This is a genomic window from Alcanivorax sp. DSM 26293 (assembly GCF_900107995.1).
In the GTDB taxonomy this organism is placed as follows: Bacteria; Pseudomonadota; Gammaproteobacteria; order Pseudomonadales; family Alcanivoracaceae; genus Alcanivorax.
Window position 1 is genome coordinate 294,817 of sequence record NZ_FNUM01000001.1, and the last position, 13,052, is coordinate 307,868.

General features: G+C 60.4%; 14 protein-coding genes. 2 read left to right on the top strand and 12 right to left on the bottom strand.

Annotated elements, in window-relative coordinates:
- Positions 1-2 precede the first annotated feature (2 nt).
- On the bottom strand, positions 3-881 hold the full coding sequence (locus C4S63_RS01255) for a branched-chain amino acid ABC transporter permease (RefSeq protein ID WP_062816359.1): 879 nt from the start codon (positions 879-881) through the stop codon (positions 3-5).
- 194 nt (positions 882-1,075) lie between these two features.
- On the opposite strand from C4S63_RS01255, the gene C4S63_RS01260 reads away from it, so the two are divergent.
- Positions 1,076-1,672, top strand: coding sequence for an N-acetyltransferase (locus C4S63_RS01260; RefSeq protein WP_103916466.1), 597 nt, complete (start codon positions 1,076-1,078; stop codon positions 1,670-1,672).
- A 97-nt stretch (positions 1,673-1,769) separates the two neighbouring features.
- Here the strand turns inward: C4S63_RS01260 and C4S63_RS01265 are convergent, their stop codons facing one another.
- From C4S63_RS01265 to C4S63_RS01315, 10 genes are all read right to left on the bottom strand, one after another.
- Positions 1,770-3,359: an ABC-F family ATPase gene (locus tag C4S63_RS01265; protein WP_103916467.1), complete on the bottom strand. Its 1,590-nt coding sequence runs from the start codon at positions 3,357-3,359 to the stop codon at positions 1,770-1,772.
- A gap of 185 nt (positions 3,360-3,544) precedes the next feature.
- Positions 3,545-4,078 (bottom strand): DUF3299 domain-containing protein, encoded by a 534-nt coding sequence (locus C4S63_RS01270; protein ID WP_062816356.1) that lies wholly within the window; start codon positions 4,076-4,078, stop codon positions 3,545-3,547.
- 1 nt (position 4,079) lies between these two features.
- The gene (locus C4S63_RS01275) at positions 4,080-5,318 is read right to left on the bottom strand and encodes an ABC transporter permease (protein WP_200819491.1); all 1,239 of its coding nucleotides are present in this window, start codon (positions 5,316-5,318) and stop codon (positions 4,080-4,082) included.
- Complete coding sequence (locus C4S63_RS01280; protein WP_231874191.1) at positions 5,308-6,009, bottom strand: ABC transporter ATP-binding protein; 702 nt, start codon at positions 6,007-6,009, stop codon at positions 5,308-5,310. Before C4S63_RS01280 ends, C4S63_RS01275 begins: the two co-directional genes overlap by 11 nt.
- Positions 6,010-6,011: 2 nt before the next feature.
- A complete protein-coding gene (locus C4S63_RS01285) occupies positions 6,012-6,587 on the bottom strand; it encodes a DUF2796 domain-containing protein (RefSeq protein ID WP_103916468.1) in 576 nt (191 codons plus the stop codon).
- Positions 6,565-6,975 (bottom strand): MerC domain-containing protein, encoded by a 411-nt coding sequence (locus C4S63_RS01290; RefSeq protein WP_160052662.1) that lies wholly within the window; start codon positions 6,973-6,975, stop codon positions 6,565-6,567. Before C4S63_RS01290 ends, C4S63_RS01285 begins: the two co-directional genes overlap by 23 nt.
- 361 nt (positions 6,976-7,336) lie before the next feature.
- Positions 7,337-7,795, bottom strand: coding sequence for a transcriptional repressor (locus C4S63_RS01295; protein ID WP_103916470.1), 459 nt, complete (start codon positions 7,793-7,795; stop codon positions 7,337-7,339).
- A gap of 7 nt (positions 7,796-7,802) precedes the next feature.
- On the bottom strand, positions 7,803-8,432 hold the full coding sequence (locus tag C4S63_RS01300; RefSeq protein WP_234999904.1) for a DUF1826 domain-containing protein: 630 nt from the start codon (positions 8,430-8,432) through the stop codon (positions 7,803-7,805).
- Positions 8,429-9,652, bottom strand: a complete 1,224-nt coding sequence (gene zigA, locus C4S63_RS01305) for a zinc metallochaperone GTPase ZigA (RefSeq protein ID WP_103916471.1) — start codon at positions 9,650-9,652, stop codon at positions 8,429-8,431. Before zigA ends, C4S63_RS01300 begins: the two co-directional genes overlap by 4 nt.
- A 417-nt stretch (positions 9,653-10,069) precedes the next feature.
- Positions 10,070-10,972 (bottom strand): TraB/GumN family protein, encoded by a 903-nt coding sequence (locus C4S63_RS01315; RefSeq protein WP_103916472.1) that lies wholly within the window; start codon positions 10,970-10,972, stop codon positions 10,070-10,072.
- A gap of 107 nt (positions 10,973-11,079) precedes the next feature.
- On the opposite strand from C4S63_RS01315, the gene C4S63_RS01320 reads away from it, so the two are divergent.
- On the top strand, positions 11,080-12,456 hold the full coding sequence (locus tag C4S63_RS01320; RefSeq protein ID WP_103916473.1) for a sodium:alanine symporter family protein: 1,377 nt from the start codon (positions 11,080-11,082) through the stop codon (positions 12,454-12,456).
- On the opposite strand, the gene C4S63_RS01325 is transcribed toward C4S63_RS01320, so the two are convergent.
- Positions 12,407-13,036 carry an HAD family hydrolase gene (locus tag C4S63_RS01325; protein WP_103916474.1) on the bottom strand — a complete coding sequence of 210 codons (630 nt, stop codon included), beginning with the start codon at positions 13,034-13,036 and terminating at the stop codon, positions 12,407-12,409. The two genes, C4S63_RS01320 and C4S63_RS01325, sit on opposite strands and share 50 nt — an antisense overlap.
- Between the last annotated feature and the right edge of the window lie 16 nt (positions 13,037-13,052).

Below are 13,052 nucleotides of genomic sequence, written 5' to 3' on the forward strand. Positions count from 1 at the left end.
GCCTACACCTTCTTCTGGCTGATCTGCGCGAACAGGCCGCCGGGGCGCAGGATCAGCACCAGCAACATCAACACATAGGGGGCAATCTGGCCGACGCCGGACGGCAGATAGCGACCGGCGAAGGGTTCCACGATGCCCACCAGCAGGCCGCCCAGCAGCGCCCCGGGCAAAGAGCCCAGGCCGCCGATCACCGCCGCCGCAAACGCCTTGATACCGAACAGCAGCCCCACGGAAGGCTCCACCGCCCCCTTGGCGGCAAACATGACCCCGGCAATGGCCGCCACCACCCCGGACAGGGCCCAGACAATGGCATTGATGCGTTTCACCGGAATGCCCATGTAGTAAGCCGCCATCTGGTTCTGGCTACTGGCCTGCATGGCCACGCCAAGACGGGTACGGGCAAAGAAGAAGTAGAGAATGGAGGTAAGCGCCACGGTGGTAATGATGATCACCGCGTCCACCACCGGGATCATCAGTTCCCCCAGTGTCCAGACCCGGCCAATAAAGGGCGTTTCCAGGGAGGTGGGATCATGCCCCCAGATCACCCCGGCCACGAAGCGGATCAGAAACCCGAGGGCGATGGTCAGGATCACCATGGCAAATTGCGGTTGGCCAAAGATGGCTCGCAGCACGAAACGATCAAGGAGGTAGCCGAACAGGCCGAGGATCAGGGCGGCCAAGGTGATGCCCACCAGAAAAGGCAGGTCCGCGTAGCTGGCATTGATGAAGGTAACGCCGAGAAAGGCTCCCAGCATCATCATGTCGCCCTGGGCGAAGTTGACCGCTTCGGATGCCTTGTAAATCAGTACAAAACCCAGCGCCAACAGCCCGTAAATGCAGCCATTGGCAATCCCGCCGACCAGCAGCTGGAGTATATCCATGGTCCCTCTCTCCCGGGGGGTTATTATTCTGTTGCTTTTTTATTCAAGTGTTCCCGAGCCTAGCGGAAGTCCGACATTCTCACCAGTATGTAAAATGTAACAGGATCAGAACAGGCCGGAGGGCTATCCGTTATACCTGTATTTTTCGCCGCTTCCGGTATGCTTGGCTGCCGTTTAGCAAACCCCACCCGCTCATGAATGTAAATGATCCCCTTCGCATTGATGCCATCGCCCGAGTCCTCAGTCTGGCTTTTTACCGGGACCCTCTGTTTTGCTATTTCTTTCCGGATGACTCGCGCCGGCTGGCCCAGTCCCGCCATACCTTCCTGTTTCTGGCTCGCCATGCTCAGCACCGGGGAGAAATCTGTACCCCACCGGGTTCCGTAGACGGCGCTGCGCTGTGGCTGCCCTCCGACGCACTGCATCGGAGTGTGATGGATATGCTGCGCTTTGGGGCTCTGCCCATGTTGCGTCAAGGGCCGGCGGCAGTGAAACGGCAACTGGATGCTGGAGACGCCATGCAGAAAGTCCACGACGGTCTGATGAGCAAGCCCCATGCCTACCTGTTATTACTGGGGATTGATCCGCAGCATCAGGGCCGGGGTTTGGCCACACGGCTGCTGGAGCCAACGCTGGAGCGGTTGGACCGGGAAGGGTTGCCCGCTTATCTGGACACCCATAACCCGGACAATGTATCGCTGTACCGGCGGTTCGGGTTCGAGGTGGTGCATGAAGCGCCGATGCCGGGAACGCAGGTGCGGCATTGGGCGATGGTGCGGGGAAACCGCTAGCCAACACGCCCCCTGTCCGTAGGAGCTATGCTTGCATGGCGAACAGGGGTCGCGGGTTCGCCATGCAAGCATAGCTCCTACGGCGAGGAAGACAGGCTCAGCCCACGCCCTGACTTTTCAGATAGTCGTCGTAGCTGCCGTGGAAGTCGACGATGCCGGTGGGGGTGATTTCGATAATCCGGGAGGCCAGGGAGGACACGAATTCCCGGTCATGACTGACGAACAGCAAGGTACCCGGGTAATTTTCCAGCGCCAGATTCAGAGACTCGATGCACTCCATATCCATGTGGTTGGTGGGCTCATCCAGCAGCAGGATGTTGGGCCGTTGCAGCATGATCTTGCCGAACAGCATGCGCCCCTGCTCCCCCCCGGAGATCACCTTCACGGACTTGCCGATATCTTTCTGGGAAAACAGCAAGCGGCCCAGGGTGCCACGGATCACCTGCTCGTCGTCCTTCTCCTGCCCCCACTGGTTCATCCAGGCGAACAGGTCCATATCGTCGGCGAAGTCGTGGGCATGGTCCTGGGCGTAGTAACCCAGTTCACTGTTCTCGGACCATTTCACTTCCCCGGCGGTGGGTGCCAGATCCCCCACCAGACAGCGCAGCAAGGTGGATTTGCCAATGCCGTTGGGACCGATGATGGCGATGCGCTCGCCCACTTCCACGCGCAGGTCGAGGCCGGAGAACAGCGCCTCATCAAAGGATTTGGCCAGCCCCTTCACTTCCAGCGCGTTGCGGAACAGCTTCTTGTCCTGCTCGAAAATAATGTAGGGGTTCTGGCGACTGGAGGGTTTCACCTCATCCAGCTTGATCTTGTCGATCTGCTTGGCGCGGCTGGTGGCCTGCTTGGACTTGGAAGCGTTGGCGCTGAAGCGGCTGACAAAGGTTTTCAACTCGGCGATTTGCTGTTTCTTTTTCGCATTGTCCGCATGCAGGCGCTCACGGGCCTGGGTAGCCGCGGTCATGTATTCATCATAGTTGCCCGGGTACAGGCGCACTTCGCCGTAATCCAGGTCTGCCATATGGGTGCAGACACTGTTCAGGAAGTGGCGATCGTGGGAAATGATGATCATGGTGCACTGACGCTGGTTGAGCACGTCTTCCAGCCAGCGAATGGTATTGATGTCCAGGTTGTTGGTAGGCTCGTCCAGCAACATGATGTCCGGATCGGCAAACAGGGCCTGGGCCAGCAGCACGCGCAGTTTCCAGCCGGGGGCAATCTCACTCATGGGCCCGAAGTGCTGCTCCACCGGAATATCCAGGCCCAACAGCAGCTCACCGGCGCGGGATTCGGCGGTGTAGCCGTCCAGCTCGGCGAATTCCGCCTCCAGCTCGCCGGCGCGAATGCCATCTTCCTCGCTCATTTCCGCCTTGGCGTAGATGCCGTCGCGCTCTTCCTTGATCTTCCACAACTCTTCGTTGCCCATGATCACGGTGTCCACCACCGAGTATTTCTCGTAGGCGAACTGATCCTGGCGCAGCTTGCCGATGCGCTCGTCCGGGTCCTTGGACACATTGCCAGAGGACGGCTCCAGATCTCCCCCGAGAATCTTCATCAGGGTGGATTTGCCGCAGCCGTTGGCGCCGATCAGGCCGTAGCGGTTGCCGTTGCCGAATTTCACGGACACGTTCTCAAACAGCGGCTTGGCACCGAACTGCATGGTTAGGTTGGCGGTTGTGAGCAATGTTTTGATCCGGTTGGAAAAGCGAAAAGCGCGGCTGATGAGAGATATCAGCGGCGAGAGTGCGCGCGAGGCGCGCGCATTGTCGCACAGCGACTGGCATCAGGACAGGGCTGGAAACGAGTGTAGGGTGCACTGAGCCTAAGGCGAACTGCACCCTACGGGGAGATCAAGAAGGAGGAACAGTGCTAGTAGCCGCTGAACATTTCGGCGGATTCGCCTTCCAGCACATAGCCGGCGGTGCCGTATTCGGTATCCTGGCTGGACACCTTGAGGGTGCCTTCCAACCACAGGGCTTCAAAGACCAGATCCAGGGGCACGCCCTGCCCTTTCATCTTCACCAGAACGATCTGGTTGCGGGGCGGGGGCGGGGTGTGGATACAGGCGCCGAAGTACGGCACCAGCAGAAATTCACGTACGTATTCCTCATCACCATCCAGCGGCACGCCATAGCCGGGCAGACGCACAACCGTATTGTCCAATTCCGACTTCAGGGGCGCTTCGCGCCAGGCCTTGTCGATGGCTTCCATCATCTGCTCGCCACGGGCATCGCCATCGTCCACGTCTTCCGGTGGCTTATCTCCATAGATCTTGTTGAAGAGCTGTTCGTAGACCTGATTGACGTCGTAATCGGCGGGCACCAGGTCATCCCATTCCAGTTCACGGGCTGCCCAGCCGGGCAGACTGACCAGCAGGCAGAGACAGATAATCAGACTACGCATGTCAGTTCCTCGGGGTCAGGCCATCGGCCAGACTGTTGCGGAAGGCCTTTTCCGCCGGAATCATGCCGGCCAGGGAACCGGCCAGCAGGATGGCCGCCAGGGTCGGCAATTCGCGCAGGGACAGGAAGCTGTCCGGCAGACGCAGGGACCATTCGGCCAGGGCCAGCGGAGCCAGCGCCCACTGTGCCACAAACAACAGCGTCAGACCCAGCAGGCTGCCGATCAGAGTGAGGAACAGGCTTTCCCCTACGATCACGCCATAGACAGCAAGCCGGCCGGCACCGGCGGCACGCAGTACCGCCAGTTCGTGTCGGCGGCCTTCCAGGGCGGCCAGAATAGTGGACACCAGCACCAGTAGCGCCACCAACAGAACCGCCAGGGACGTGGCACGCAGGGCATTTTCCCCCACCGCTGTCATGCGCCACAGGCGCTGCAGCTGGACACCGGGAATGATGGCGCTGAGCGGCTCGGCCTTATAACGGGACAGTTCCCGCTGCAGGCTGAGCACGGCGGTACGTCGTTGCAGACCCAGCATGACCGCATTCACGGAATCCGGGGTATCGGCCCGCTGACCCGGCAGCGGCGGCAACCCGGAACGAAACTGGCCACCGCTGTGAATGGCGGCCATGCCGGCCAGGGAAATATGCACACTCTGATCCACCGGCGTGCCGGTGGCTGCCAGCACCCCCACTACAGTAAAGGGGTGGTTGTCGTGTTCGATAATGGCCGGGCCGCTGGCGCCGTGGGCCAGCACGATATCGTCACCGAGCCGGTAACCGAGACGCTGGGCCACGGCACTGCCCAGTACCACCTGATCCGCCCCGGCAAACCACTCGCCGCTTGCCAGCGACAGGGCCCGGTCCCGCCCATAGCGGTAGTGGGCCAGATAACTGTCGTTGGTGGCCACCACCGGAAAGCCACGATGGGAATCCCCCAGGGCGATGGGAATCCACCATTTCACATCCGGATGATCCGCCAGATGCTGCACGGTTTGCCAGCGAATCCCGGCGGTGGGATCGCTGAGCCGGAACACGCTGTACAGCAGGATATTCATGGGACCGCCGCGGGCACTGACGATCAGATCGATACCGGACACGGTGCTGGCAAAGTTGGCGCGCACCTGGTGACGCAGACGCTCGATGCCCACGATCATCACCAGACTCAACGCGATGGCCACAACAATCAGTGTTGCCGAGGTTTTCCGGGTACGCAACGAGGCAAGAATGATCCTAGGCAGCATGGTGCCCTCCCCCGTTCAGTGCGGAAAACGCCACGCTGCGATGGAAACGGTCTGCCACCTGACTGTCATGGCTGACCATCAGCAAGGCACTGCCCGCGTCTTCGCATTGCTCGCAAAGCAGGGTCAACAGGGTATCGCGGCTATCGGTATCCAACGCGGACGTGGGCTCGTCCGCGATGATCAGACCCGGCTTGCCGAACAGGGCCCGGGCCGCGGCCACCCGTTGTTGCTGCCCGAACGACAATTGCCAGGCCGGTAGTACCGAGGTGGCGGCATCCAGCCCCAGCCGGTTGAGCAGGTCCTGGGCGGCGTCCCTGCGCTGGCGGTGATTGCTGGCCCCTGCACGCTCACAACGGCGTCGGGAAAAGCCGGCACTGAGGCAGACGTTCTCCACCCCGCTCAGATACGGCAACAGGTTGAAGGCCTGGAAGATGACACCAATATGGTCCGCCCGGAAAGCATCCCGCCGTCGCTGTGACAGTGAGGAAAACGGTTTGCCGGCCACCCGGATATGGCCCTGCCGGGCCGGGCGAATCCCGGTGACCAGCGACAACAGGGTACTTTTGCCACAACCACTGGGACCATGAAGCAGTACCCGCTCACCGGGCTGCAGGGCAAAGTGGTCGATATGAATAAAAGGCCGGGCTTGCCCCGGGTGCTGATAACGCAGGTTATCCAGTTCCAGTACCACGATTACTCCAGGGGAATGCGGGTGTCGCCGGGCGCCAGGCGGAGGGCCCCCTGCCCTTGCGGCAACAACAGGACCACTTCCGTGGTCAGCCCGGAAAAGGTGTCCAGAAACGGCAAGGTAATCCGGGTCAACTCACCCGGGGACCGACACTGGAAGGTCCACTCCGCTTCCACATCCACATGATGGCCGTGGTCATGGTCATGGTCATGGTCATGGTCATGGTCGTGGTCGTGGTCGTGGTCGTGGTCGTGGTCGTGAGCATCCACGTCCGGAAACAGCGACGCAACAGTGCTGCGGGTGGCATGGTTGAGCCGACACTCCGCCGCCTCGGACGGTAACGGTTCACTCACCTGTTTCAGACGGTCCTCATAACGGACCCGGGCAGCGGCATCCGCGGGGGGCTGCTCAGTGCCGAGAATATCCATCAAGGGTGCGCGGAAACTGACCGTCAGACTCTCGCCTTCCACCACCACGGCCGCTTCCGGCAGGCCATGCTGGTGCACTCCCGCGGCAAGCGCCGGAAGGCTGGCCAGCAGTGACAGCCCAACCACCGTTTCACGCAGTGCGAATCTCTTCATGATGCCCCTCGCAGTCACATTTCTTGCAGGCGCGAATATTGCCAATATGCGCAGTCACCAGACAGATTCCGACCAGAGTGGTGAGCAGGGGTTCCCACAGGGTGCCATGGAACGCCGATTCGAACACCGCAATCAGACACAACCCGATCAGAGCCATCAGACCGGGCAGCAACACCCAACGCCGACGGTGGTGACGATAGCCCACCACCATTGCCACTACACTGACCGGCACAATAATGACCAGCAGTGCCTGGTGAAACAGTTCACCCATGCCGCTAAACAGGGACAGTAAACCGATTGCAAACAGCCCGGCTACGCTGGCCACACAATGGATCATACACAAACCGGACAGGGCGATGGCCGCCTGGTCCAGACGTAAACGTGACATGGTTGTCTCCCGGTTTTGAGAATAGCTGCAAGCTACAACGCGAAGAAAGCTCAGCAGATAACGATAAGCTCGGCGCCCGCGCTTGATTGTGATATTCGCGATGGCAAGCATCGCTTCCCACATCGCCCGAGAGCTTTCCAGAGTCAGGTATTTACCTGTGGGAAGCGATGCTCGTATCGCGAAATCAACCTTGAAGCGCGGCAATCAAAAGTCTCGTATGTCCCCGGACTTTCCCGCGTTGCAACTTTGAACTTGAAACTGGTTTTGATCGCGCCGCCAGCGACGCTCCTACGGCAGAGATTGCAAACCATCGTGCGCTCGCTATCGCCATAGGGGTTTTATAAACGCGTGTTACCTGTATTTAACCCACGTTGCAGTTCGCACAACGGCCATGCACTTCCAGCAAGGGGTTCTGCTGGGTCACGAATCCCAGGCTCTTGATACTCTGCTGCAACTCGCTGATGGCCGCCCCCGCCATGGGGGTTTCCTGCACCGCACCGCAATCATCACAGAGCAGGAACACGGTGCCCTGGTGACCGTGGTGGCAGGTGATGTGATCGCAGGCCAGGTACTGGTTGGTGGAGCTGAGCCGGTGGGCCAGCCCCTGCTGCACCAGAAACTCCAGCGCCCGGTAGATGGTGGGCGGCTGGGCGTTTTCCTGATATTGCGCCTTGAACTGGTCCAGCAACTGGTAGGCACTCTGCGGGCCAGATTGGGCCAGCAGCAACGTCATCACCTGACGCCGCTGGGGGGTCATGCGCACGCCCTGCTCGCGGCAATGCTGTTCGGCGCTGGCGAGAATGCGGTCGGTGCGGTTCATGACAGTCCTATATATCCAGTGTGACCAGCAGGCGTTGCTGACCGGGAGACACGGGCGGAGACCGGTGGACCACACCCGAGCCCGGATTATCCCGCCAGGTGTCGCCTTTGAACAGGGCGACCTGCCCGGCCTGTAATTGCTGCACGCTGTCCGCGGCGTAGCGCCCTTCCTGGTCCACGCCCGGCACCAGCAGCCCGGCCGGCACAGAAGGTGCCGGCAACCACTGGCTACCCGGGCCGCCATAGGTGCACAACATGCGCACCGGGATACGGTCCACATGGAAGCGAGGGCACATGGGTTTCTCAAGGGCCGTGACGCGCAGGCCCACGCCGGTGGTACCGAACAAACAGGCCATCATCTCCGCCAGCAACGCCAGGTCCTCACGCAATGGGGCGAAATCCTCGCCGGGCAACGACCGGGCAATGGAACCGGTCAGGTCGCTGGCATCCAGCCAGCTTTTTATGGCCATTTTCCTGCTGCAGGCCAGCGTTACCCGCTGCGGGTCAATCGGGCTGCGCCGGTCCCAGACGGCCACCTGTACCGGGTCCATCATCACATCGGTCAGAACGGCGGCATCATCACGCATGCTCAAACCCGGGGCCGCATAGGCCGCAGGCAATGTCCTTGCCTCGATCATCCTGCCATCTCCCACTGCGGGAACGGGTCCTCCAGTTGCTGCCAGAGTTCCTTGCCCGCGAGCATTTCTTCTTCCGTGAGCAGGCAGGCATCCAGGGCCTGCCGGGTGGCCTCCGGCTGCAGATTGTGGCCGATGAAAACCAGCTCCTGGCGCATGTCGCCAAAGGGCTCCTGCCATTTCTCCATGATCATGGCGCGATAGTCCGGGTCTGTGGGCCAGTGCTTGTCCGGCACGGTTTTCCAGAACAGGCCGGCAGGGCCGTGGTGGGCGATCTCACCGGCCTGGCTCCAGTTGCCGGCAAATTGCGGGCGGCTGGCCAACCAGAAAAACCCCTTGGAGCGCAACAGCGTTCCGTAGGGCCAGGGCTGTTGCAGAAAGTCCCAGAACCGCTGCGGATGGAAAGGACGGCGGGCCTCATAACTGAAGCTGCTGATACCGTATTCCTCGGTTTCCGGCAGGTGCTCACCGCGCATTTCCTTGAGCCAGCCCGGCGCCTGCTGGGCTTTTTCAAAATCGAACAGGCCGGTGTCCAGCACCGCATCCAGCGGCACCATGCCGTGCCTGATGGGTATGATGCGAGCCTCCGGATTGAGCAACCGCAGGGTGGCGGTGAGGGTTTCCAGATCGGCCTCACTGACCAGGTCGGTTTTGCTGATAAGCAGCACATCGCAGAATTCCACCTGCTCCACCAGCAGATCCACCACATTGCGCTGGTCGTCCTCGCCCAGGCTTTCGCCCTCTTCCTGAAGGGTGCGGGCACTGCGGTAATCACGCAGAAAATTCACCGCATCTACCACGGTGACCATGGTATCCAGCCGAGCCACCGTAGACAGGCTGTCGCCGTTTTCGTCTTCGAAGGTAAAGGTTTCCGCCACCGGTAGCGGTTCGGAAATACCGGTGGATTCAATCACCAGATAATCAAAACGCCCCTCCCGGGACAGCCGGGTCACTTCCAGCAACAGGTCTTCGCGAAGCGTGCAACAGATGCAGCCGTTGCTCATTTCCACCAGCTTTTCTTCGGCGCGATTCAGGGACACCTCATTACTGACCAGCGCCGCGTCGATATTGATCTCGCTCATGTCATTGACAATCACGGCCACACGGAGCCCGGCACGGTTATTGAGGATATGGTTAAGAACGGTGGTTTTCCCGGCGCCGAGAAAGCCCGACAGTACAGTGACGGGTAGCTGGCGCGCGGGGGCAGCTGGCTGGGTAGTCATGGAATTATCCGGTTCGTGAATGGGCGTAGTGTCTTTCGTTGGCTTCCAGCCGGGTTAAGCAGGCTGCTGGGTTGCATTCATGTAATCCGCCTCGGGCATGGCCAGCAGGGCCTTTTCACTGAGCACGTCCGACATGATGGCCTCCCTTTTAAGTTATGTTATAACATAACAATTGACAGGTGCAATCACAGCAACGGAAATCACGCCCATGGCACTCCCGATTCCTGCCAGCTATGGCGAATGACGACGTTGCATTACTGAGGTTTGCGGACTGGCTCTGACAGAAGCCTTCATACACCAGCGCCTGGCGGCGCTGGAAAATCCCGATGACTACATGACCCGGAAATTTATCGCTCTGTACGGAGAAGCCCCACAGGCGACAGACCCGGACCTGGTTCGCCCGGGCTCTGAACGAGCTTACTGGCTCCCCTGCTCTGGACCGGCGTTGAAAGGCTCCACCTTGTAGCCCGCATCCTCGAACATCACCAGCAGGCTGTCCGGCCCGCCTAGATGCAGTGCGCCTACCAGCACCAGGCTCGGCGTGCCTTCCGTCATGGCCTGCTGGATTTTCGGATACCACTGGCGATTACGATCGATGATCAGATTCCGGTAGATACCGGGATATTCGCTCTCCATTTCATCCGCACCCAGCAGAATATAAAGGCCGTCCAGATCGCCTTCCCGCCAGGCATTAACCGCCTGTTCCATCATACCATCCATGTGCTCGATACCTTCCAGGGAAGACTCGATCAGGGCGTCGCCACTCTCCTCATTCAGTTGCGCCATGAATGACAGCAGGGTATCGCTGGATTCCAGAAAACCCATTGACTTGCCCTGCTCGCTCGCCCGGGTGAAATAGTATTCATCAACACCCCGGCCAAAGCCCTGACGCCCCAACTCATGGACCGTCATGGCCATGGCGACCATGGCCGGCTTGAAGCTCTGGTAAGTGGCCAGCGGAAAGTTGGCCTGGGCGGCATAGTCCTGCAATTGCCCCCAGACAGGATCGGATAGATCCTTTTTCAGGGTGCGGCCATCTGGCTGCATCATCATCTGCGTCAGTCGCCGAGAAAAGGCCGGGGTGGCAGACTCAGCCAGATTCGATTCCAGATACAGCTGGTCCGCGTCCTTGTAGGCCTGCTGCATGGCCGTTGGTGGCGGCAGGTCCGCCGGGCGCAGAAAATGCACAGTGGCCCCCAGCCAGATACGCTTGCCCTCTTTGCTGACTTCCCAGACCGGATCCGCCTGGAGGCCGGGTGCCAGAAACAGCAACACCGCCAGTACAGCAACCCGCCGAATAATCCATAACCCCATCATCATGCCCCGTTGTTTTTCTTTCAGTGTGTCAGCTTGCGGAGAAAAAGAAAGATGACGGCCTCCTTTGCAGACCTGACCGCGCCATAAACGCCATGCTAGGGTTACGGACCATGGATACGATCAAACAACTCGAAACGGTCATGGGCCAGCTGGTCGGCTTTCTCTGGGGGCCACCGCTGGTGATCCTGCTGGTGGGTGGCGGCCTCTTTTTTCTGCTCTATTCCCGCTTGCTGCCCTACCGCTACCTGCCACAGAGCGTACGTTTGCTTTGGCGCAAACCGGACCGCGATGATCCCGGGCAACTGTCCCATTTCCAGGCTCTCAGCACCGCCCTCTCCGGCACGCTGGGCATGGGTAATGTCTCCGGCGTGGCCATTGCCATTGCCATGGGCGGCCCCGGGGCCATCTTCTGGATGTGGGTCAGTGCGCTGGTCGGGATTGCCACCAAGTTCTATACCTGCACCCTGGCCGTGATGTTCCGTGGCCAGGACAGTGAAGGCCAGTGGCAAGGCGGCCCCATGTATGTGGTGCGCGAGGGGCTGGGAAAAAAATGGCTGCCGATGGCGTACTTCTTCGCCGTGGCCGGGCTGCTGGGTACCATGCCGATTTTCCAGATCAATCAACTGGTCCAGGTGCTGCGCGACACCCTGGCGATTCCAGCGGGCCTGGCCAGTGACAATGCCCATTTCACTTTCGACCTGTCGCTGGGCCTGGTGCTGGCACTGCTGGTAATGATGGTCGCGCTGGGGAAACTGCCACGGCTGGGACGGGTCACCGGCTTGCTGGTGCCGACCATGGTGGTCGGTTATCTGCTGCTTACCGCTGTGGTGCTGATCAGCCATGCCAGTGACATCCCGGCGGCTTTTGCCATGATTTTCCAGGATGCGTTCAGTGGCAATGCCGTGGCCGGTGGCGTGGTGGGCAGCGTCATTATTACCGGCATCCGCCGGGCGGCCTTTTCCAATGAAGCCGGTATCGGTACCGAAGCCATGGCCCATGGCGCCGCCCAGACCAGGGAGCCCGTCCGCGAGGGCATGGTGGCCATGTTAGGGCCGGTGATTGATACGCTGATTGTCTGTACCTGCACCGCTCTGGTCATTCTCATCAGCGGCGTCTGGCAAAGCGGTGAAAGTAACGGTGTCACCCTCACTGCCAACGCGTTCGGGGACCTGTTCCCCCATGGTGGCGCCGTGATTCTCGCGGTACTGGTTTCCCTGCTCAGTCTGAGTACCGTTTTCACTTTCTGGTATTACGGCAGCAAATGTCTGGGCTTTCTGATCGGTGCAAAATACCAGCACTATTACATCTGGTGGTATCTGGTACTGGTGGTGCTGGGCTCAGTGGCATCGCTGAAACTGGTGGTGAGCCTGGTGGACTCCATGTATGCCCTGATGGCCATCCCCACCATGACCTCTGCGCTGCTACTGGCTCCCAAAGTCAATCGGGCGGCGCGGCAATACCTGAAATCGTCTCAAGCATCGCCGTAAGCTGTTCAAAGCCGGCAAGATGCCAGTCCGTCTCGGCCTGGTAGTTGCCAGTTTCCTGAGGGTCGTAAAAACAGCTGATCATCTCCGCCCGCCGGGCGGCCTGCAGGTCATAAATGAAATCCCCCACGTAGACCAGGTTGGCAGGCGGTAGCCCCCAGGCATCCGCAATCTGCAACAAGCCGTCGGGCACTGGCTTGGGGGCGCAGTCCTCACGGGCCAGCATCATATCCACCCGGATGCCAAGACGCGTCAGGGTCAGATCTGCCACCTCCCGGGCGTTACGGGTCAGGATCGCCGTGGGCAGATTGGCCCGCTCGCAATACTCAAGGCATTCCCGGGCACCGGGCATCCATTGGGCCCGTTCGGCGCCCCGGCGCTCATGCTGGAGAACGATTTTTTCCGCCGGGGACCGGTCCTCTTCCGGGAGCGATGCAATATACTCCAGCACCCCCACCCCTTCCGGGCAGGCCAGTTCGTGGCGGATGGCGGTAAAGTCCAGCCTGGAATCCACCAGGGTGCCATCCAGATCGAAGATCAGTCCCTGTATCGATGTCAGGGTGTCAGTGTCAGGTGTTTTCATTCAACCAGTGTACCCC

Bases quoted from the DNA above. Each gene is read 5' to 3' on its own strand.
- C4S63_RS01290 (WP_160052662.1), bottom strand. From the start codon at position 6,975: ATGTCACGTTTACGTCTGGACCAGGCGGCCATCGCCCTGTCCGGTTTG.
- C4S63_RS01270 (WP_062816356.1), bottom strand. From the start codon at position 4,078: ATGCGTAGTCTGATTATCTGTCTCTGCCTGCTGGTCAGTCTGCCCGGC.
- zigA (WP_103916471.1), bottom strand. From the start codon at position 9,652: ATGACTACCCAGCCAGCTGCCCCCGCGCGCCAGCTACCCGTCACTGTA.
- C4S63_RS01325 (WP_103916474.1), bottom strand. From the start codon at position 13,036: ATGAAAACACCTGACACTGACACCCTGACATCGATACAGGGACTGATC.
- C4S63_RS01320 (WP_103916473.1), top strand. From the start codon at position 11,080: ATGGATACGATCAAACAACTCGAAACGGTCATGGGCCAGCTGGTCGGC.
- C4S63_RS01275 (WP_200819491.1), bottom strand. From the start codon at position 5,318: ATGCTGCCTAGGATCATTCTTGCCTCGTTGCGTACCCGGAAAACCTCG.
- C4S63_RS01260 (WP_103916466.1), top strand. From the start codon at position 1,076: ATGAATGTAAATGATCCCCTTCGCATTGATGCCATCGCCCGAGTCCTC.
- C4S63_RS01255 (WP_062816359.1), bottom strand. From the start codon at position 881: ATGGATATACTCCAGCTGCTGGTCGGCGGGATTGCCAATGGCTGCATT.
- C4S63_RS01285 (WP_103916468.1), bottom strand. From the start codon at position 6,587: ATGAAGAGATTCGCACTGCGTGAAACGGTGGTTGGGCTGTCACTGCTG.
- C4S63_RS01300 (WP_234999904.1), bottom strand. From the start codon at position 8,432: ATGATCGAGGCAAGGACATTGCCTGCGGCCTATGCGGCCCCGGGTTTG.
- C4S63_RS01315 (WP_103916472.1), bottom strand. From the start codon at position 10,972: ATGATGATGGGGTTATGGATTATTCGGCGGGTTGCTGTACTGGCGGTG.
- C4S63_RS01295 (WP_103916470.1), bottom strand. From the start codon at position 7,795: ATGAACCGCACCGACCGCATTCTCGCCAGCGCCGAACAGCATTGCCGC.